Source organism: Pseudomonas sp. MPDS (genome assembly GCF_013283895.1).
Taxonomy (GTDB): domain Bacteria; phylum Pseudomonadota; class Gammaproteobacteria; order Pseudomonadales; family Pseudomonadaceae; genus Aquipseudomonas; species Aquipseudomonas rhizophila.
Map to the genome: position 1 here is coordinate 2,484,504 of NZ_CP054128.1, position 20,220 is coordinate 2,504,723.

The 20,220-nt window shown below is 60.9% G+C and carries 16 protein-coding genes; 8 read left to right on the forward strand and 8 right to left on the reverse strand.

Features of this window, described 5'->3' with window-relative positions:
- Nucleotides 1–101: 101 nt before the first annotated feature.
- The 6 genes from HQ912_RS11020 to HQ912_RS11045 all read left to right on the forward strand — a co-directional run bounded on the left by HQ912_RS11020 (nucleotide 102) and on the right by HQ912_RS11045 (nucleotide 9,647).
- Entirely contained in the window at nucleotides 102–4,943 is a 4,842-nt protein-coding gene (locus tag HQ912_RS11020; protein WP_173406775.1) for an RHS repeat-associated core domain-containing protein, read from the forward strand.
- A gap of 3 nt (nucleotides 4,944–4,946) precedes the next feature.
- Nucleotides 4,947–5,348, forward strand: a complete 402-nt coding sequence (locus tag HQ912_RS11025) for a hypothetical protein (protein ID WP_107322621.1) — start codon at nucleotides 4,947–4,949, stop codon at nucleotides 5,346–5,348.
- A 126-nt stretch (nucleotides 5,349–5,474) separates the two neighbouring features.
- Nucleotides 5,475–6,173, forward strand: a complete 699-nt coding sequence (locus tag HQ912_RS11030) for a glutathione binding-like protein (protein ID WP_076383995.1) — start codon at nucleotides 5,475–5,477, stop codon at nucleotides 6,171–6,173.
- 8 nt (nucleotides 6,174–6,181) lie between these two features.
- Entirely contained in the window at nucleotides 6,182–7,027 is an 846-nt protein-coding gene (locus HQ912_RS11035) for a PhzF family phenazine biosynthesis protein (RefSeq protein WP_076383996.1), read from the forward strand.
- A 113-nt stretch (nucleotides 7,028–7,140) separates the two neighbouring features.
- Complete coding sequence (gene hemB, locus HQ912_RS11040; protein WP_076383997.1) at nucleotides 7,141–8,115, forward strand: porphobilinogen synthase; 975 nt, start codon at nucleotides 7,141–7,143, stop codon at nucleotides 8,113–8,115.
- A gap of 437 nt (nucleotides 8,116–8,552) precedes the next feature.
- A complete protein-coding gene (locus tag HQ912_RS11045) occupies nucleotides 8,553–9,647 on the forward strand; it encodes a DUF1615 domain-containing protein (protein WP_076383998.1) in 1,095 nt (364 codons plus the stop codon).
- 149 nt (nucleotides 9,648–9,796) lie between these two features.
- Here HQ912_RS11045 and HQ912_RS11050 read toward each other — a convergent pair whose 3' ends face one another.
- Nucleotides 9,797–10,309 carry a phage infection protein gene (locus tag HQ912_RS11050; RefSeq protein ID WP_107322624.1) on the reverse strand — a complete coding sequence of 171 codons (513 nt, stop codon included), beginning with the start codon at nucleotides 10,307–10,309 and terminating at the stop codon, nucleotides 9,797–9,799.
- Between the two features lie 263 nt (nucleotides 10,310–10,572).
- Here HQ912_RS11050 and HQ912_RS11055 point away from each other — a divergent pair, with 263 nt between their 5' ends.
- Nucleotides 10,573–11,202, forward strand: coding sequence for a glutathione S-transferase family protein (locus tag HQ912_RS11055; RefSeq protein ID WP_160894134.1), 630 nt, complete (start codon nucleotides 10,573–10,575; stop codon nucleotides 11,200–11,202).
- Between the two features lie 93 nt (nucleotides 11,203–11,295).
- On the opposite strand, the gene HQ912_RS11060 is transcribed toward HQ912_RS11055, so the two are convergent.
- From HQ912_RS11060 to HQ912_RS11080, 5 genes are all read right to left on the reverse strand, one after another.
- The gene (locus tag HQ912_RS11060) at nucleotides 11,296–11,832 is read right to left on the reverse strand and encodes a membrane integrity-associated transporter subunit PqiC (protein ID WP_160894136.1); all 537 of its coding nucleotides are present in this window, start codon (nucleotides 11,830–11,832) and stop codon (nucleotides 11,296–11,298) included.
- A gap of 17 nt (nucleotides 11,833–11,849) precedes the next feature.
- On the reverse strand, nucleotides 11,850–13,508 hold the full coding sequence (locus HQ912_RS11065) for an intermembrane transport protein PqiB (protein WP_107322626.1): 1,659 nt from the start codon (nucleotides 13,506–13,508) through the stop codon (nucleotides 11,850–11,852).
- Nucleotides 13,489–14,148, reverse strand: coding sequence for a paraquat-inducible protein A (locus tag HQ912_RS11070; protein WP_047227758.1), 660 nt, complete (start codon nucleotides 14,146–14,148; stop codon nucleotides 13,489–13,491). The genes HQ912_RS11065 and HQ912_RS11070 overlap by 20 nt, the downstream gene beginning before the upstream one ends.
- Nucleotides 14,145–14,741 carry a paraquat-inducible protein A gene (locus HQ912_RS11075; RefSeq protein ID WP_047227759.1) on the reverse strand — a complete coding sequence of 199 codons (597 nt, stop codon included), beginning with the start codon at nucleotides 14,739–14,741 and terminating at the stop codon, nucleotides 14,145–14,147. The genes HQ912_RS11070 and HQ912_RS11075 overlap by 4 nt, the downstream gene beginning before the upstream one ends.
- A gap of 69 nt (nucleotides 14,742–14,810) precedes the next feature.
- A complete protein-coding gene (locus HQ912_RS11080; RefSeq protein ID WP_047227760.1) occupies nucleotides 14,811–15,251 on the reverse strand; it encodes a CBS domain-containing protein in 441 nt (146 codons plus the stop codon).
- Between the two features lie 247 nt (nucleotides 15,252–15,498).
- Between HQ912_RS11080 and HQ912_RS11085 the strand changes: the two genes are divergently transcribed.
- Complete coding sequence (locus tag HQ912_RS11085; RefSeq protein ID WP_076384003.1) at nucleotides 15,499–17,862, forward strand: DNA polymerase II; 2,364 nt, start codon at nucleotides 15,499–15,501, stop codon at nucleotides 17,860–17,862.
- Between the two features lie 144 nt (nucleotides 17,863–18,006).
- On the opposite strand, the gene HQ912_RS11090 is transcribed toward HQ912_RS11085, so the two are convergent.
- Both HQ912_RS11090 and HQ912_RS11095 read right to left on the reverse strand, forming a co-directional pair.
- Nucleotides 18,007–18,828: an aldo/keto reductase gene (locus HQ912_RS11090; RefSeq protein ID WP_076384004.1), complete on the reverse strand. Its 822-nt coding sequence runs from the start codon at nucleotides 18,826–18,828 to the stop codon at nucleotides 18,007–18,009.
- 108 nt (nucleotides 18,829–18,936) lie between these two features.
- Nucleotides 18,937–20,088 (reverse strand): aldose epimerase family protein, encoded by a 1,152-nt coding sequence (locus HQ912_RS11095; RefSeq protein WP_047227763.1) that lies wholly within the window; start codon nucleotides 20,086–20,088, stop codon nucleotides 18,937–18,939.
- Nucleotides 20,089–20,220 lie beyond the last annotated feature (132 nt).

The window sequence follows — 20,220 nt, forward strand, 5'->3', positions numbered from 1 at the left end:
TTTAAAGAATCGCCTTACACCTGCCGTCTCCTCCTCTGACTTATTTTCCCTGCCGTCCTCGGCAAAGTCTCGCGTCCGTCCCCGCACCGCGAGATTCCCGCATGTTCGCCCCCGACAAACTCCTGGCTTTGAACAACGTCATCGGCTCGCTGGTGATTGCGGCCATGGACCCCGAGCAGCCGGACATCGAAGCGGTGCTGGCGGACTTCCGCACTTGCCTGAACGACTACGACGCCTGGGCTGAAAGTTTCTGGACCGGCTGGGCGCTGGATATCGAGCAGGTGTTCAAGGTCGGCAACGAAGTGTCCCTGGCGGCACCGAAGGAGCTTGATCAACCTGTCAGCGCCACGGTGGTCGCTTGTCCGGCGGAGGGGCCGCTGACGCTGGTGCACATGTTCCAGGCGGCGCGCTTCGTGCCGATTGGCGACACACCGGTGATGCTGGAACCGATCACCGGGGGCGAGCCGGGGAAAGAAACCTTCGGCGAACCGGTTCATCACGTGATCGGCCCCAGCGGCATTCTGGAAGTCCCCGACTGCTGGCGGGGCCAGCGTTATCGCATCACCTTTTTTCCCCATGTGACGGCCGAGCATGTCAAGGCGCTGTACGCGTCCTACCGTGACGTGATTGCTCAACTGGAAGGTTGGCTGCAAGCGGAGTGGGATGAATTTCAACCGCTGTGGTTGGAGTTTTCCGACAGCGGATTTCTCGAGCGCTACAGCGCATTGCAGCAAGCTGATTGGCGCGGGTTCACAAACGCCCTGCATCAGTTGTGGGACGACGTCAAACAGGTCTTCGAACTGCTGGCGGACCTGCAGGCCAACAGCGAGAAGTTGTTGGAGTACCTGACTCAAGCCGAGCTTGAGCAGCTACTGAAGGCGTCCTCCGAGGCAATCGCCAAAGGGTTGATGGTGTTGAGCGACGAGCCGTTGCTCTTCGTGCATATGGCGGCCTTCGCCAGTTGGCTACGGATGTTGCCGCCCCAGCACGTCGCTGAAGTCGTGGGCGAGATGCGCGCCTCGGTGCTGATCAACTTCCTGCTGATGCGTTTGACCGGGGGGCTGGGCCTGGGTCTGCGCATGAGCGGTAAGGTGCTGGGCCGGGTCCGCTCGGAGCGGGCCCGGAAGTGGTTGCTGGCGTCGAGCCTGAGATTGGGCCAACTCACCCCCGACCGGCTCGATCAACATGCCGATGTGCTCAAACCATTGGTGGTCAGTCAGCGTGCGCCTTTAAAACCGACGCCTGTCGGACCTTTGCACATTACCCCTGAGAATTCGCCGCCAGTGTCCGTGAGCAATCCGGCCGCCGTGGCGCGGGAAAAATCCCAGCCTTCTACACGCCTGAGCGAACACGAACCCCACGACGACGCCCCCAACCAATCGAAAAACCCCAACGGTGACAGCGCCGACACCGCGGCCCTGACCCAGACCAGCGGCTGCCCGGTGTCGATGGTCACCGGCGAGGAGCTGCTGACCCTGGACGACGGCACCCTCGATGGCCGACTGCCGTTTGTCTTCACCCGCTTGTACCGCACCAGCGCGGTGGACCTGGACATCGGCCTGGGCCGCGGCTGGAGCCATGCCCTGGCGCATCGCCTGTTGCTTGAAGGCGAGCAGGTCATCTGGATCGACCAGGAAAACCGCCGTACGACGTTTCCGCTGCCCAGCGAGCAACGCCCGGCGATCCACAACAGCCTGGCCCGCGCAGCGATTTACCGGGGGGCCGAGCCGGACGAACTGATCATCGCCCAGTCCGGCGAAGGTGCGCTGTTCCTACACTTTCGCGACGGCCATCTGACCGTCCTCAGCGACCGCTACGCCAACCGCCTGACGATCAAGCGCAACATCCACGGCGACATCAGCCGCCTGGACAACGGCGCCGGACGCGCCCTGCGCTTGCGTTACGCGCAGCGTCACCTGGTCGCCATCGACTACCAGAGCTTCCACCCGGCCCTGACCCTGGACGACGCCTGGCGCACCGAACAGACCCTGGTGGCTTACCGCTACGACGCCCGCTGGCGACTGATCGAAGCCACCAACGCCGCCGGCGAAAGCGAACGCTACGACTACGACGACCAGCACGTCATCCTGCAACGGCAACTGGCCGGCGGCGCGAGTTTCTTCTGGGAATGGCAAGGGGCAGGCCGCGCAGCCCGCTGCGTGCGGCACTGGGCCTCGTTTGCGCAGATGGACAGCCGCTACACCTGGGGCGAGGACGGGCAGGTCACGGTCCAGCACCTGGATGGCAGTCAGGAAGTGTACGTCCACGACGAGCGGGCACGGCTGGTGCGCAAGGTCGAGCCCGATGGCGGCGAGCACCTCAAGGCCTATGACCCCCAGGGCCGGCTGATCGCCGAACAGGACCCGCTGGGCGCCGTCACCGAATACCGCTACGACGAAGCCGGACGGCTGGTGGCGCTGATTCCGCCGGACGAGGAACCGACGTCCTACGAATACCGCCACGGTTTCCTGCACGCCCGCTCGCGCGGCAAAGCCGTGTGGCAATACCGGCGCAACACCCAGGGCGATGTAATCGAGGCCATCGATCCGCACGGCCAGAGCACCGGCTATGACTACGACGCCCAAGGACAATTGCTGGCGATCCGTTACCCCGACGGTGGCGAGCATCGGTTTACCCGCAATCAGCTGGGCCAACTGACCGAAGAAACCCTGCCCGACACGGGGCGCCGGTGTTTTTCCTACGACGCCCTGGGGCGTTTGCTGACCCGCCAGGACGAACACGGCGCCCTCACGCACTACCAGTGGGACGCGGTGGGCCGCCTGCTCGAAACCACCTTGCCGGGTGGTGCGACCCGCGCCTGGCACTACAACGCCTACGGCAAGGTCACCGCCGAGCGCGATGAGCTGGGGCGGACCACCCGCTATGAATACGCCGAGGACCTGCACCTGATCAGCCGTCGGCTCAACCCCGACGGCAGCGAACTGAAGTATCGCTACGACTCGGCGCGGCTGTTGCTGACTGAAATCGAAAACGAATCCGGCGAAAAATATCAGCTGGACTACACGCCGAACGGATTGATCCGACAGCAGATCGGCTTTGACGGCCAACGCACCGCCTACGCCTACGACCTCAATGGCCACCTGCTGGAGAAAACCGAGCACGGCGCGGACGGCGCCCAATGGGTCACCCGCTACCAGCGCGACGGGGCCGGGCGGCTGCTGGTCAAGACCTTGCCCGACGGCCAGGCCATCGAATACCGCTACGACGGGCTGGGCCGGCTGGTCCACGTCAACGACGGCACCGATCACCCGCTGGCCTTCGAATACGACGCCCAGGACCGGCTGATCAGCGAACACCAGGGCTGGGGCACCCTGCGTTATCGCTACGACGCCTGCGGGCGCCTCAACCACCTGCGCCTGCCGGACAACAGCCAGCTCGACTACCACCACGCCCGAGGCGGCGCGCTGACGGCCATCGACCTGAACGGCTCGCGCCTCACCGAACACCAGCTCAGTGGCGGGCGCGAACGCCAGCGCCGCCAAGGCCTGCTGCTCAGCCAGTACGACTACGACGAACAGGGCCGGCTCAAGGCCCAGACGGTGTGGCAGAACCAGCAGCAACTGTTCTGGCGCGATTATGCCTACAGCGCCAATGGCAACCTGCAGTCCATTTCCGACAAGCGCAACCGCCGCCATTACCAATACGACCCGCTGGATCGCCTGATCGGCATCGACTATTCCCACAGCGAGCCGCCGGAACACTTCGCCCACGACCCGGGCGGCAACCTGCTGATGCAGGACCGCCCCGGCCCCACCCGCCTCAAGGGCAACCGCCTGCTGATGGAGGGCGACCGCCACTACGACTACGACGCCTTCGGCAACCTGATCCGCGAACGGCGCGGCAAGGCCCAGTGCCTCGTCAGCGAATACCGCTACGACAGCCAACACCGACTGATCGGCGTCACCACGGCGCACGGGCGCGAAACGTCCTACCGCTACGACGCCTTCGGCCGACGCATCAGCAAGACCGTGGACGGCCTGACCACGGAATTTTTCTGGCAGGGCGACCAGGTCGTCGCCGAAAGCAGCCCGCGCCACCACCGCAGCTACGTCTACGAACCGGGCACCTTCCGCCCACTGGCCCTGCTCGACGGCAAAGGCCCGAACGCCTGCCCGTTCTACTACCACCTCGACCACCTGGGCACGCCCCAGGAACTGACCAACTACGGCGGCACCATCGTCTGGTCGGCACGCTACAGCGGCTACGGCAAAACCACCGAACTGGTCCACGGCGGCGGCGAACAGCTGGAACAACCGTTGCGCTTCCAGGGCCAATACTTCGACCCCGAAAGCGGCCTGCACTACAACCGGCACCGCTACTACAATCCGGAAACCGGCCGCTACCTGACGCCTGACCCGAGCAAACTGGCGGGTGGCCTCAACGGGTATCGCTACACCCTGAACCCGACGGGGTGGGTGGATCCGTTGGGGTTGGTGGATTGTCCGGGGAAGGGTGGGTGCAGGTCGGCGGTTGGTAGTCAGGATCCGGCGGCTAAGGTTGGGGTGGATGAGGGTGAAAAATCGCTACCCAAACCTACCTACCTTTATCGTGGAGATTTGAGGGGGCCGGAGGTCATTTTTAAAGAAGGTTTTATGAGCTTGGGAAAAAGTACTGACCTACTGCTTCATATTTGGGATAACAGAAATCCACCGAGTAATTTTGTCAGCACAACAACTAGCGTTGAAGTGGGGCTTGATTTTGGAACAAAATATGGAACGCGGAAAGGGTATCTGTATGTTCTGAAAAAAATTCCTGGGCGTGATGTTAATAAGGAGCTACCGCCAGAGGACGTTCCCTATAGCTATGAGTATGAGATTGCAATTCCAGATCGAGTAAGAACGGAAGATATTATTGGCGTTACGCCGCTTAAAAGAGATGGTTCCTACGTAGGGTATTCTTTGCCCAACCCCCAGAGGAAATAACACATGAAAAGACAGCTTGTTCCAGTTATTAAAGATGGCCAGAGGGAAGAGGTGGTGCTGGACGTGAACGCACAAAAATCCACTATTCTGCTGACTTTTAAAAGTGGCTGGTCAAAGAAATACTCGGGAGCGGATGTGTATGAGTGTCTAGGGAAAATTATTAAGGAGCATACGGATATAAAATTTTTGTGCAAAGGAGCCAAGCTTAGTGTGCGTCCTTCAAGTATGTCCTCGCAAATGTCATCAGGAATAGCGGCTTATGAGCATGTTCTAGGTAAGCGTGCATCGAGAGCAGATCTAGTTAATATATTTGATTATGAGGATCGGGATATAGTGAGTGATCCTCAGCTGCAGAAAGATTATTTTTTTCTATGGCTGGAATCTATAAAAAATGTGGATGAGTAAGTTGTGGTCGTATGGGAAGTTAGGCCTGCTTGCAGCGGGGTGGTTCATGTAGATGCTTTCCTGATGTCACGGCAATCATTCTGAACTATGCTCCGCTTTTTTCTTCCCCCTCTGGAGTCCGCTCCCATGCCCAACCTAACCCCATTCCCCATCACCCAAAAATGGCCCGCCCAGTTCCCGGAGTGGATCCAGCTCTACTCCCTGCCGACCCCCAACGGCGTGAAAGTCTCGATCATGCTGGAAGAAATCGGCCTGCCCTACGAACCCCACAAAGTGGACTTCGGCAGCAATGACCAGCTATCCCCGGAGTTCCTCTCCTTGAACCCCAACAACAAGATCCCGGCGATTCTCGACCCTCATGGGCCGGGAGATCAGCCGTTGGCGTTGTTCGAGTCGGGGGCGATTCTGATTTATCTGGCGGACAAGAGCGGGCAGTTGCTGGCCCAGGAGTCGGCGGCGCGCTACGAGACGATTCAGTGGCTGATGTTCCAGATGGGCGGGATCGGGCCGATGTTCGGGCAGTTGGGTTTCTTCAACAAGTTTGCGGGCAAGGACTATGAAGACAAGCGACCTCGTGATCGTTACGTCGAGGAAAGCAAGCGCCTGCTCAAGGTGCTTGATGGTCGTCTTGAAGGCCGGGACTGGATCATGGGCGAGCGCTACACCATCGCCGATATCGCCACGTTTCCCTGGGTGCGCAACTTGATCGGTTTTTATGAAGCGGGGGATCTGGTGGGTATCCAGAATTTCCCGAATGTAACGCGGGTGTTGGAGCGTTTCCTGGCGCGGCCGGCAGTGGCACGCGGGTTGAAAATTCCGGAATGAGTGGACTGATGACGAGCTGTTTCAATTTCAAGCAATTGGACGTGTTCAGCGAAGTGCCGCTCAAGGGGAATCCGCTGGCGGTGGTGCTCGGGGCGGACGAGATCAGTGACGAGCGCATGGCCGCTTTTGCCAACTGGACCAACCTCAGCGAAACCACTTTCCTGCTGGCGCCGCAGCATCCGGAGGCGGATTACCGGGTGCGCATTTTCACCACCTCGACTGAACTGCCGTTTGCCGGTCATCCGACTTTGGGCAGCTGCCATGCCTGGCTGGAGGCCGGAGGCGTGCCGAAAGGGCCGCAGATCGTGCAGGAATGTGGCGTTGGCCTGGTAAGAATTCGCCGCAGCGATTTCGGGTTGGCTTTTCAGGCGCCGCCCTTGCTCAAGTCCGGCCCGCTGGAGGCTCAAGTGCTGGAGCGAGTGCGCAAGGGACTGGGGTTGCAGGCCGAGGCGATTGTCGAGACGCAGTGGGTTGATAATGGTGCCGGCTGGCTGGCATTGATGCTCAAGAATCGCCAGCAAGTGTTGGCACTCAAGCCCGATTACCAGCAGTTGCGGGATCTGGCCGTGGGCGTCATCGCGCCGTGGGAACCGGCCGTGGATGGCGATGAGGCGCAATTTGAAGTGCGCGGTTTCATTGCCGGCGACGGCATGCCGGAGGATCCTGCCACCGGCAGCCTGAACGCCGGGCTGGCCCAGTGGATGCTGGCCAAGGGGCTGGCACCGTCGCGCTATGTGGTCAGCCAGGGCTTGACCATGGGGCGAGCGGGGCGGATTCATGTTGAGCAGGTGGGCGAGGACGTCTGGATTGGTGGTGCGGTGGTGACCTGCGTCAATGGCTCACTGACCTTGTAAGCCGATTATTGCCCGGCCGGTAACACTCTGTTTTCCGGTCGGCGTTTGTGCCCAGGCGGGTGAGGGCATAAGCTTTGGCCCCTGCGATCGAGCACCCATTTTTCAGGAGTCCCATGTCCAGTCAGTTCCCCGAAGCACGTCCACGCCGTCTGCGTCGCAATGCGAGCCTGCGCAGTCTGTTCCAGGAAACCGAGTTCACCCTGAACGACCTGGTGCTGCCGATTTTCGTCGAAGAAGAAATCGATGACTTTGTACCGATCAAGAGTATGCCGGGCGTGGCGCGCATTCCTGAATCGAAACTCGCCGGTGAGATCGAGCGGTATGCCCGTGCCGGTATCAAGTCAGTAATGACCTTTGGCGTGTCCCATCACCTGGACAGTGATGGCAGCGACACCTGGAGCGAGCGCGGCCTGGTGTCGCGCATGGCCGGGATCTGCAAGGACGCGGTGCCGGAAATGATCGTGATGTCTGACACCTGTTTTTGTGAGTACACCGATCACGGCCATTGCGGGGTGCTTCACGGGCATGAAGTGGACAATGACCGGACCTTGCTCAACCTGGGTAAACAGGCCGTGGCGGCGGCCCGTGCCGGGGCTGATGTGATCGCGCCGTCCGCCGCCATGGACGGGCAGGTCCAGGCCATTCGCAAAGCCCTGGACGAAGCCGGTTTCAGCCAGACGGCAATCATGGCGTATTCAACCAAGTTCGCTTCAGCGCTCTACGGTCCGTTCCGCGAGGCGGGCGGCAGTGCCTTGAAAGGCGACCGCAAAAGCTACCAGATGAACCCGATGAACCGCCGCGAAGCACTGCGCGAGTCCTTGCTTGATGAGCAGGAAGGGGCCGATGCACTGATGGTCAAACCTGCTGGCGCGTACCTGGATATCATCCGCGATATTCGCCAGGCTTCGAACCTGCCCCTGTCGGCCTATCAGGTCAGCGGCGAGTACGCGATGATCAAATTCGCCGCCCAGGCCGGCGCCATCGACGAAGCTCGCGTCGTGCGAGAAAGTCTCGGCGCGATAAAACGAGCAGGGGCGGACCTGATCTTCACCTATTTTGCGATGGATCTGGCGCTAAGCGGGATCTGATCGACGCTGGATTTCCTGTGGGAGCCTGCTCGCGATAGTGGGGGGCCAGTTGGTATCAATGTCGGATGTGCCGCCGTCATCGCGAGCAGGCTCGCTCCCACATGGGACTTGTGGCGTGGACTAAAACTGTGAGCATCCGCGGTCAACCCTGTGGGAGCGAGCTTGCTCGCGATAGTGGTAGGCCAGCTTGCATCAATGTCGGATGTGCCGCCGTCATCGCGGGCAAGCCTTGCTCCCACAGACACCCACCCAAAATCTACTGTGGAGTCTTGCTCCCACACTGATGGTGTTAGGCCACCCATCTCTCACGTCAGCTTTTTGCTGCTGTCGAGCCTTCTTTGCTCTCAAGACCCCTTTTGGCTCTGATGAACAGAACATAGCCTGTACCGGCTTTTGATCGTATGGTTGCTGCGCAATAACAGACTTGATGGAGCAACATGCAACTCAATCGATTGATGATCAGCCTCACCGCGTTGTTGACCCTGGCCGGTTGCGGCAGCCGTCAGACCCAGGAACCGGAACGCCAGCCTGCCGAGGTCAAGGCGCAGATTGTGCGGTTGTTGCCGGCCAAGACTGTGGATCGCGAGGGCTGGGCGACGGATATCTACGTGGCTTTTGCCGCTCAGCAAATCTCACCCACGACGCAGAATATCTGTTCCGTCCTGGCGGTGACCGAACAGGAATCGACGTTCCAGGCTGATCCGGCGGTACCGGGGTTGGGCAAGATCGCCCGGCAGGAAATCGATCGTCGCGCGGCAAAGATGCACATTCCGGGTCTGTTGATCAGCGGCGCCCTCCAGGTGCGTTCGCCCAATGGCAAAAGCTACAGTGATCGGCTCAATGCCGCGCGCAGCGAGAAGGAGTTGAGTGCGATTTTCGATGACTTCATTGGCATGGTGCCCTTGGGCAAGACACTGTTCGGCAGCTTCAACCCCGTGCACACCGGAGGGCCGATGCAGGTCAGCATCGCGTTTGCCCAGGCAAATGCCCGGGATTATCCCTATGCGGTGGATGGGTCGATTCGTCGGGAGGTGTTCAGTCGTCGCGGCGGGATGTATTTCGGTATTGCGCATCTGCTGGGGTATCCGGTGAGCTACACCGAACCGCTGTATCGTTTCGCCGATTTCAATGCCGGATGGTACGCCAGCCGCAACGCGGCATTCCAGCATGCAGTGAGTCGTGCCTCAGGCATTCCCCTGGCTCTGGACGGCGATTTGATCTTGCATGGTTCCATCATGCCAGGCAGCACCGAGTTGGCGGTGCGCACCTTGGGCAGGTCGCTGGGGATGCGCAACCCGACCATTCGCGACCAGTTGGAGCAGGGCGACAGCCTGGCGTTCGAGGACAGCAAACTGTACAAGCGGGTCTTCGAATTGGCTGAGAAGGCCGAGGGCAAGCAATTACCTCGGGCGGTGTTACCGGGAATCGTGCTCAAGAGCCCGAAAATCACGCGCAAGCTGACCACGGCGTGGTTCGCCAAGCGAGTGGATGAGCGTTACCGGCGTTGTATGACGCGGGCTGCGGGACGCTAGGCAATCGGTGGGCAATGAAAAAGCCCGGCGGATAAGGCCGGGCTTTCATGGTGATGCGTTAGGTTCCAGAGGTGTTTGAAGCATTGTGGCGAGGGGGCTCCTTCGCCACACATTGAGTTGGGTTTCGTCACGCATTTGGATTGAACAACTCATACACGGTTCTGAGTCAGACGATCGGAACCACCTTCAGCAACGCGGTTCTGTTGCAGGCGATCGGAACCACCTTCAGCAACGCGGTTCTGTTGCAGGCGATCGGAACCACCTTCAGCAACGCGGTTCTGTTGCAGGCGATCGGAACCACCTTCAGCGACGCGATTCTGTTGCAGACGATCGGAGCCACCTTCGGCAACGCGGTTCTGTTGCAGACGATCGGAACCACCTTCAGCGACGCGATTCTGTTGCAGACGATCGGAACCACCTTCAGCAACGCGGTTCTGTTGCAGGCGATCGGAACCACCTTCAGCAACGCGGTTCTGGATCAGACGATCAGAGCCACCTTCGGCAACGCGGTTCTGGATCAGGCGATCGGAGCCGCCTTCGGCAACACGTTTTTCGATCAGTCGATCAGAACCACCTTCGGCAACGACCGGGTGGGAGGAGGCGGCGAATGCGTTGGCTGCCAGTACCGAGAAAGCGAGGCTGAGGATGATTTGGCGTTTCATGATGGTGTGCTCCGGGGATGCAGTGGGTTGGTGTGGAGCCATTGTTGTCCGGAGCGACAATCAAGAGAACTTCATTGGCCTGATGGTGAATATCGACGGCGGTGATACCTCGCCGAGCGGTTGGCAAGCAATATTGATGTTGACTGATCCGCCGACATCGCGGGCAGGCTCGCTTCCATGGAGAGTGCGTGTCGTCTGCCGGGTGGAACACTGGCGGGCCCGCGGGTTCTACCGGCTACCCCCCAAGCGCAGGAGGCAAGTTCATGTATCAGTTATTCGGCTACAGGCAATCCGGCTCTTCGGCTGTGGAGATCGCCCTGTGCCTGTGTGGCGTGCCTTATCGCCGTGTCGATGCCTATTCGACCGAAGACAACGAGGCGTCGAAAGAGCTACAGGCATTGAACCCTCAGAAGCAGGTCCCGACCTTGCAATTGCCGGACGGTTCGGTGCTGACCGAAGCCGCGGCGATTTTGATCCACCTAGGGTTGGTGTTTCCTGAATCGAAGTTGCTGCCGGACGATCCGAACCAACGTGCTCAAGCCATACGGGGCCTGGTCTATATCGTCGCCAATTGCTACACGCCCATCGGCATCATCGATTTTCCAGAGCGCTGGCTGGTCGACGCGGATGAAGCGACCCGGCAGCAATTGGTGTCGGGCACCCGACAGCGGCTACATCGCAACTGGGCGCTGTTTGCCGACCAGTTTGCGGCTCGTCCTTTTCTCAGCGGTGCCGAGCCGGGAGCGCTGGATATCCTGGCCGCCGTGGTCACGAAGTGGGAAGACACGCGGGAGGCCATGCTGAATGCCCGACCGCCGTTCTACGAGCTACTGGAGCGCATCGACCGCCATCCGCGCATTGCGCCGGTGCTGTCGCTGCACTGGCCCTTGTAGGCGCTGTCGAGCGCAGCGAGGCTGCGGTTTTTCCGAGTAGCAAACGAAAGATCAAAACAGAAAGATCGTCCAAACGCGGCCCGAGCCTTCGGGTCAGGGGCATCTCATTTTGGTGGCGGCTTGCTCGACGAGGCCGACAAACTGCCGCACATTTTGCTGATGGGCCGTCACCAGCTCATCGATGCTGCTCCCCGCCGGCGTTTGCAGGCTGTTACGGCAGGTCAGGGTATGGGCTTCGTTGCCCAGGTCGCGCAGGCGCCACTGCACGTCCATGCGGGCATATTGGCCGGGGATCGAATCGAAGCGCTGCACATCCACCCGCAGCAATAACTTCGCTGCGCCTGGGTTGCTCAGTTGTTCGTCCAGGCTGCTGCGCAGTTCATCGGCCAGACTGGCGCCCCACCATTGCGTTTCCAGGATCGCCAGCCCGCTGTTGCCTTGGCGGATGACCATTTGCGCGCGGTCCACCTGAGGCGGAACGCTCACCTGCTCGAGCTGGATGTCCATGTTCGTGCGTGGCTGGCCGGCAGGTTGAGCCGGGCTCAGGGTGTGGTACTGGATCGGATCGCCGCGGCAGGCAGCAAGCAGCAGCACCAAGGCAACCAGGGGGAGTTTCAGCATCAGCGGCATGGGGCGTGCTCCTGTGGTCATTCGTTCGCCGGCAATGTGAGGTTCTGCGCCGGTGCATCCTTGGGACGGCCGCGAAGCAGTGATTCGGGATGGCGGCTCAGGTAGTCGGACAGCTCGCGCAACGAACGCGACATGCGCCCAAGATCGTCCAGGGTCTGCGTCAGTTGTTCGCGTTGCGGCGAATCTTCGGCCAGGGTCGAGTTGGCCGATTGCAGGGTCTTGCTCACGTCCTGCAGCGTGTTTTGCACGCTTGGCAGGGTCTTGCTGTTGAACTGGGCCAGGCCTTTGCGCAATTCCACCAGGTTGCCGTTCAGGTTGTTGGCAACGCTTTCCAGGGGCAGCTTGTTGATTCGCTCGACCATCGCCTGCAGTTGTTCCTGCAGTTGCTGGAGACTGCCCGGGATGGTCGGTATACGGACCGGGCGGGCGTTGGCGTCGAAAGTGACTTTTTCGGCCTTGGGGTAGAAGTCCAGCGAGATGTACAACTGCCCGGTCAGCAGGTTGCCGCTACGGGCCTGGGCACGCAGGCCGCGTTCAACGAAACTGCCGATCAGGCGAGCGCCGGCCGCTTCGTCATCCGGGTTGTGATTGAGCGCCTTGAGCAGTTTTTCATGGGCCTTGCCCAGGCGCTGAGGGTAGAACACCACGCCGACATTGACCGGGAAGCTGCGCAGCTTCTCGTCGAAATCCAGATTGATAGCTACGACCCTGCCCACTTCGATGCCCAGGAATTCGACCGGCGCTCCGACCCGCAATCCGCGCAAAGCCTGATCGAAGCGTAAAGCCAGGTATTGCGCCTTGCCATCCGGCGGGGCCAGGGCGCTCTGCTGGTCGGCAAACAGCTCGAACGTCTTGTCCTCGCTAGCGGGGCTGTCGTTGGGGCTGTATTCCGGTGCCCGAAATGCGATGCCGCCCACCAGCAGCGCCGAGAGTGACTCGGTCTTGACCGCAAAGCCGTTGGCACCGACGTTCACGTCCACGCCGCTGACGTTCCAGAACCGGGTGTTTTCGGTGACGTAGACATCGTTGGGCGCATTGACGAATACGTCGATGTTGACCCCTTTGCCATCGGCATCCAGCGCATAGGACACCACTTGGCCCACCGGAATCTTGCGCAGGTACACCGGCGAGCCGATGTCCAGTGAACCGAGGTCCTGGGAATGCAGGGTGAAGCGCTTGCCCGGTTCACCGTAGGTGATCGGTGGCGGGGCTTCCAGGCCGGTAAAGGACTTGGCACGAACCTTCGATTGACCGGCGTCGGCCCCGATGAAATCCCCTGACAGCAGGGTATCGATCCCGGAAATTCCGCCGGCTCCGATACGCGGGCGTACGACCCAGAACACCGAGTCCTCGTGCGTGAAGGTCTCCGCCGTCTTGGCCAGCTTGACCGTGGCGGTGACGTTCTTCTGGTCGTCGCTCAATTGCACGTCGGTGACCTGGCCGATGACCACGTTGCGATATTTGACCGGTGTCTTGTTGGCGGTCAGGCCCTGGCCGGTCTTGAAGGTGATGGTGATGGTCGGACCTTCCTGCAGCCAGTTGTTGACCACCAGGGACAACCCTACCAGCACCGCGATGATTGGCACTATCCATACCAGCGACACCGTCCAGCGGCGGCTGGTGACATGGGCGCGACCTGGTGCCGGTTGCTGCCCGTCAGTGGCTTGCGACTTCATCCATGGCCTCCTCGGATGGTTGGGTGTCCCAGATCAGGCGCGGGTCGAAGCTCATGGCCGACAGCATGGTGAACAGCACCACGAGGCCGAAAAACAGGATGCCCGGTCGCGGCTCGATATCGCTCAGTGCCTGGAATTTCACCAGCGCCGCGACCAGCGCCACCACCAGCACGTCGAGCATCGACCAGTAGCCGATGACTTCCACCAGCCGATACAGTTTCGCCCGCTGGACCTGGGCCCAGGTGCTGCGTCGCTGCACGGTGACCAACAGCAAGGTCAGTACCACGAACTTGATGCCTGGTACCGCGATGCTGGCGATGAAAATGATCAGGGCGATGTCCCAGGCGCCCCCCTGCCAGAACTCAATGACGCCACTGATGATGGTGCTGTCGGCGCCATCCCCGAGCATCTGGGTATTCATCACCGGCAGCAGGTTGGCCGGAATGTAGAACACCAATGCCGCCAGCATGTAGGCCCAGGTACGGGTGAGGGTGTCGGGTTTGCGCCGGTGCAACGGGGCGTCGCAGCGGGGGCAGGTCTCGGGCTCGTCGCTCATGTCACAGGCCAGGCCACAGCTGTGGCACAGGCACAGGTTCAGGTCGCGGGCCAAGGGCGGGGGAGGCAACGGTTCGCGGTTCATAGGTTGTCCCACAAATCGCGCACATCGCGTCCGGCGATGCGGATCATCAGCAGGCTCAGGGCGGCCAGGGCAAACAGGCCGATGCCCGGCAGCACGTCCAGCAGCCCGGCGAGTTTGATCACCGCCACCAGCGCACCCAACAGGCACACCTCCAGCATGCTCCACGGCCGCAGTGCTTCCAGGCTGCGCATGCACAGACTGAACCCCGGCGCCCGTTGATTGGCGTAGGCGTAGGCCAGCACCCAGATCAGCAATACCAACTGAAAGACCGGGGCAATGATGATCGCCACCGCGGCCACCAGGGCGATGAAGGTGATGGGGCCCTGGCTCAGGGCCACGATGGAATCCCACAGCGTCGCGCTGTTGCTCAGCCCCTGGAGACGGATGCTCATCACTGGATAGATGTTGGCGAAAGCCCACAACACCGCTGCCGTCACACTCAAGGCCAGGCGCTGTTCAATGGTCAGGCCGTTGTAGCGCTGAATCACCGCGCCACACCGCACGCACGAGGCTTTCTGATGCGCAGCGAGCACCATCGGCTCGTACACCGCATCACAATGTTCGCAAATGATCAGTCGGTCGGTATCGGCCATCGGGATGCTCGGCAGGACAACTCCTTCAATATAGAAGGAGGTTGGGATTGAGCAACCCGCCCGAACGGGTCATTCGCCGCGAATGTATTGCTCCAGTTGTCGGATCAGGTCCGCCTGCTCGGCAATCGCTTCCTTGACCAGGTCACCAATGGACAGCAGACCGACGAGTTTGCCGTCTTCGACCACCGGCAAATGCCGCAAATGTTTTTCGGTCATGATGCTCAGGCAGGTTTCGACATTCTGGTGGGGGTCTATCGTAATCACGGGTGACACCATGATGTCGCTCACTTTGGTGCCTACTGAGGAGCGGCCATGCAAGACCATTTTGCGCGCGTAGTCGCGCTCACTGATGATCCCCAGTACTTCGCCGTTCTTCACCACCAGCAGGGCACCGACGTTTTTCTCGGCCATGCGCATCAGGGCCTGCAGCACCATGTCGTCCGGTGAAATGGTGTGCACTTGCTGGTTTTTCTCGTCTTTGATCCGGAGCAACTGCGCGACGGTTTTCATGGGGAAGCCTCAGGTGTTGTTTTTGCAGGTGGTTTAAGAATCGTAGACCCAACGGCGCAGAGCAAGCGGTAAAGCGGCAGTCAGTCGTCCAAAAACGTCATTGTCGGTGAGTTCACCACCGAAGTGAGGCCATGCACTGTTGGGGCGAGGGATTTATCGCCACTGTGGGGGCAGGCCTTGCTCCCACAGATAAATCCCCTCACCACAGGTAGAATCGTCGCTTACGCAAAAAATCGAGGTTGCAGCGGTGGATCTACAGCAGGGCTTCGTCCTGACCCGGCATTGGCGCGATACCCCGGCCGGCACCGAAGTCGAATTCTGGCTGGCGACCGACACCGGCCCCCGGCGCGTGCGCTTGCCGGTGCAGCCGTCGGTGGCATTCGTGCCACAGATTCAGCGCGGTCAGGTCGAAGCCTTGCTGCAAGGGGAGAAGGACGTTGAATTGCGACCCCTGGACCTGCTGGATTTCGAGCATCGACCGGTGCTGGGCCTGTATTGCCGGCAACATGCCCAACTGATGCGCCTGGACACCACCTTGCGCCGTGCCGGCGTGGAGGTGTTCGAAGCTGACATCCGTCCACCGGAACGCTACCTGATGGAGCGTTTCATCACCGCGCCGGTCTGGTTCGGTGGCACAAAGGCCGCTGAGGGCCTGCTGCTGGACGCCCAGATGAAACCGGCGCCCGAGTATCGTCCGCCTTTGCGTCTGGTGTCCCTGGACATCGAAACCACCGCCCAGGGCGATTTGTACTCCATTGCCCTTGAAGGCTGCGGCGAGCGTCAGGTGTATATGCTCGGCCCGCCCAATGGCGACGATACTGCCGTGGATTTCCAGCTCGAATATTGTGAATCGCGCACTTTGCTGCTGAAGAAACTCAACGATTGGTTCGCCCGTTTCGACCCTGACGCGATCATTGGCTGGAACCTGGTGCAGTTCGATTTGCGCGTGCTGCATGAGCACGCCCGGCGCCTGGCCGTGCCGCTACGCCTGGGGCGAGGCGGGGAGGAGATGCAGTGGCGCGAGCATGGCGCGCGCAACAATCACTTTTTCGCCTCGGCGGCAGGCCGGCTGATCATCGACGGCATTGAGTCGCTGCGTTCGGCGACCTGGAGTTTCCCTTCGTTCAGCCTGGAAAATGTCGCCCAGACGTTGTTGGGAGAGGGTAAGTCCATCGACAACCCGTACCAGCGCATGGACGAGATCAATCGCATGTTTGCCGAGGACAAACCGGCCCTGGCTCGTTACAACCTCAAGGACTGTGAGCTGGTGACGCGGATCTTCGCCAAGACCGAGCTGCTCAAGTTCCTGCTGGAGCGGGCCAGCGTTACCGGTCTGCCGGCGGACCGCAGCGGTGGTTCGGTGGCGGCCTTCACACACTTGTACATGCCACTGATGCACCGCCAGGGTTTCGTTGCGCCGAACCTTGGCCAGCGCCCGCCCGAGGCCAGCCCGGGTGGTTTTGTCATGGATTCCCAGCCGGGACTCTACGAGTCGGTGCTGGTGCTGGACTACAAGAGCCTGTATCCGTCGATCATCCGCACCTTCCTGATCGACCCGGTGGGCTTGATCGAAGGCTTGCGCCACCCGGACGAAAGCCAGTCGGTGCCCGGTTTTCGCGGGGCACGTTTCTCCCGCACGCGGCATTGCCTGCCAGCCATCGTGGCGCGGGTGGCCGAAGGCCGGGAAACCGCCAAGCGGGAACACAATGCACCGCTGTCCCAGGCACTGAAAATCATCATGAACGCCTTCTATGGCGTACTCGGTTCCAGTGGCTGTCGTTTCTTCGATCCGCGGCTGGCGTCCTCCATCACCCTGCGGGGTCACCAGATCATGCAGCGTACCCGGCAGTTGGTCGAAGCCCGGGGGCATGTGGTGATTTACGGTGATACCGACTCCACGTTCGTCTGGTTGCGCCGGGCCCACGGCCAGGAAGAGGCGGCGTCCATCGGCCAGGAACTGGTGGCATACGTCAATCAGTGGTGGCGCGAACACGTGCGTGATGAGTTCGGGCTGGAGAGCGCACTGGAGTTGCAGTTCGAAACCCATTTCAAACGTTTTCTGATGCCCACCATTCGTGGCGCGGAAGAGGGCAGCAAGAAGCGCTATGCCGGGCTGGTAACCCGCGCCGACGGCAGCGACGAGATCGTCTATAAGGGCCTGGAAACCGTGCGCACCGACTGGTCGCCGCTGGCCCGGCAGTTCCAGCAGGAGCTGTATGGGCGGATCTTCCACCGCAAGCCTTACCAGGATTATGTGCGCGATTATGTGCACCAGACCCTGGCCGGAGCGTTCGATGATCGGCTGGTCTACCGCAAGCGCTTGCGCCGGCCTCTGGAAGACTACGAACGCAACGTACCGCCGCACGTGCGCGCCGCGCGGCTGGCTGACGAGTTCAACCAGCGCCAGGGCCGTGCGCGGCAATACCAGAACGGCGGGTGGATCAGCTACGTGATCACTGTCGCCGGCCCCGAGCCGCTGGAAACCCGCAGCGCACCGATCGATTACGACCATTACGTGACCAAACAGCTGCAACCGGTGGCGGACGCGATTCTGCCGTTTGTGGATGACGATTTCTCGACCCTGGTGGGGGGGCAGATGGGCTTGTTCTGACGGATGCGCCAGTGTTGCGGGCGGGAGGCTTTTGTGGCGAGGGAGCTTGCTCCCGCTGGGGCGCGTAGCGGCCCCTTCTGGCGGTTGCTGCGCAACCGAGCGGGAGCAAGCTCCCTCGCCACAAAAGCGCTTTGCTCGTGAGAACTAGACCATCGCCAAGCGCTGCTTGCCTTCGGGCTGCGGGAATATCAAATCCAGCGCCGCCAGATCCTGGGGTGCGAGCTTCAGGTTGGCCGCTTCGGCGTTCAAGCGCACATGTTCAGTCTGAACGGCTTTGGGGATGGCAATGACATTGTCCTGACGCAACAGCCAGGCCAGGGCGATCTGCGCTGGGGTTGCGCCATGGCGTTCGGCGATCTGGCCCAAGGTGTGGTCCTTGAGCAGTTGCCCGCCCTGGCCGACCGGGCAGTAAGCCATGACTGGCATGCGCTGCTGTTGGCACCAGGGCAGCAGGTCGAATTCGATGCCACGCTCCTGCAGGTTGTACAGCACCTGGTTGGTGGCGCAGGCCGGTGAAGCCAGTTCTTCAAGGTCCGCGACATCAAAGTTCGACACGCCCCAGCGGCCGATCTTGCCTTCTTGGCGCAGGCGTTCGAACGCTTCGACGGTTTCTTCCAGCGGGTATTGCCCGCGCCAATGCAGCAGATAGAGATCGATGTAATCGGTGTCCAGTCGGCGCAAACTGCGTTCGCAGGCAAGCGCAATGCCTTTGCGGCTGGCATTGTGGGGATACACCTTGCTCACCAGGAAAACCTGGTCCCGCAGGCCGGTGATCGCTTCCCCAACGACCTCTTCGGCGCCGCCCTCGGCGTACATCTCCGCCGTGTCGATCAGCGTCATGCCCAATTCAATGCCCAGGCGCAGGGCCGCCACTTCCTTCTTGTGAAGGGACGGTTCTTCCCCCATGCGCCAGGTGCCCTGGCCAATCACCGGTACGGCCTCGCCAGCCAGTTCCAGAGTCCTCATGTCTACCTCCTGTTTGCAGAACATCAGACGTGTGGCAGCAGGATAGACCAGGTGTTCAAGGTTGATCGTCCCCACCGCCGTGGGAACGATCTTTTCGAAGGGCAGGATTTATTGCGCGGAGAACTTCAACACCATGGTCTGGGTGTAGGTCTGGCCGGGGTCAAGCCGGGTCGACGGGAAGTTCGGCTGGTTTGGCGAGTCGGGGTAGTGTTGGGTTTCCAGAGTGAACGCGCCCCAATGCGGATAGACCTTGCCGTGCTTGCCCTTGATCGTGCCGTCGAGGAAGTTGCTGGTATAGAACTGCACGCCAGGCTCGGTGGTGTAGAGCTCCAAGCGCCGTCCGGACTGTGGGTCGTAGACATCAGCGGCCAGTTTGCTCACGTCACCCTTGGCGTCAAGTGCCCAGTTGAAATCGAAACCGCCCTGTTTGGGTTCGGCGAATTTGAGCTGCGGGTGATCGGCCTTGATATGGGTGCCGATGGCGGTGGGCTTGGTGAAGTCCATCGGCGTACCGGCCACGGGGGCCAACTCACCGGTGGGGATAAGCTTGTCGGTCACCGGGGTGTAATGGGCGGCATGCAGGGTCGCGACCTGTTTGAGTATGTCGCCGTTACCGGCACCGGCGAGGTTGAAATAGCTGTGGTTGGTCAGGTTCAGCACTGTGGGTTTGTCGGTGGTGGCCTGGTACTCGATACGTAATTCGTTCCGTTCATTGAGGCTGTAGGTGACATCTGTTTTCAGTGCGCCTGGGAAACCCATCTCGCCATCCGCCGACAGGTAGGTCAGGGTCACGCCCACCGAGTCCTTGCCGTCATGGGGTTCGGCCTTCCAGACGCGCTTGTCGAAACCTTGCGGTCCGCCGTGCAGGGAGTTGCTCTTGTCGTTCTGCGGCACCTGGTAGCGCTTGCCGTCCAACTCGAATGCGCCGCCAGCCAGGCGATTGCCGAAGCGGCCAATGGTTGCGCCGAAATACACATTGCCGTTCTTCTGGTAACCCTGCACATCGTCGAAGCCCAGCACAACATCGGCGGCCATACCGTTCTTGTCCGGCACGATCAGTGACTGGAGGATCCCGCCGTACGTGATGACAGTAGCCTCCATGCCGTGGCTGTTGCGCAGGACGAATTTTTCCACCGCGGTACCGTCGCTGGTCTTGCCGAACGCTGCGCGTTCATTGCTCAGGCCGGCGGCCTGGGATGCAGAGGTGGCGATCATCAGAGACACTCCGAGAGCCGTGAGCAGATGTCTGGATTCAAGCATGGTGTGACCTTCCTTCCTGTCTTGTTGTTGTTTGGAACGCGGGTCGAGTCCGGTGTTTAGTCGGACAGCGATGAAGGTATATTTGGTTAGTAGTCTTTCTATTTGAAAGGCTAGAAGGGATTTATAGCCATT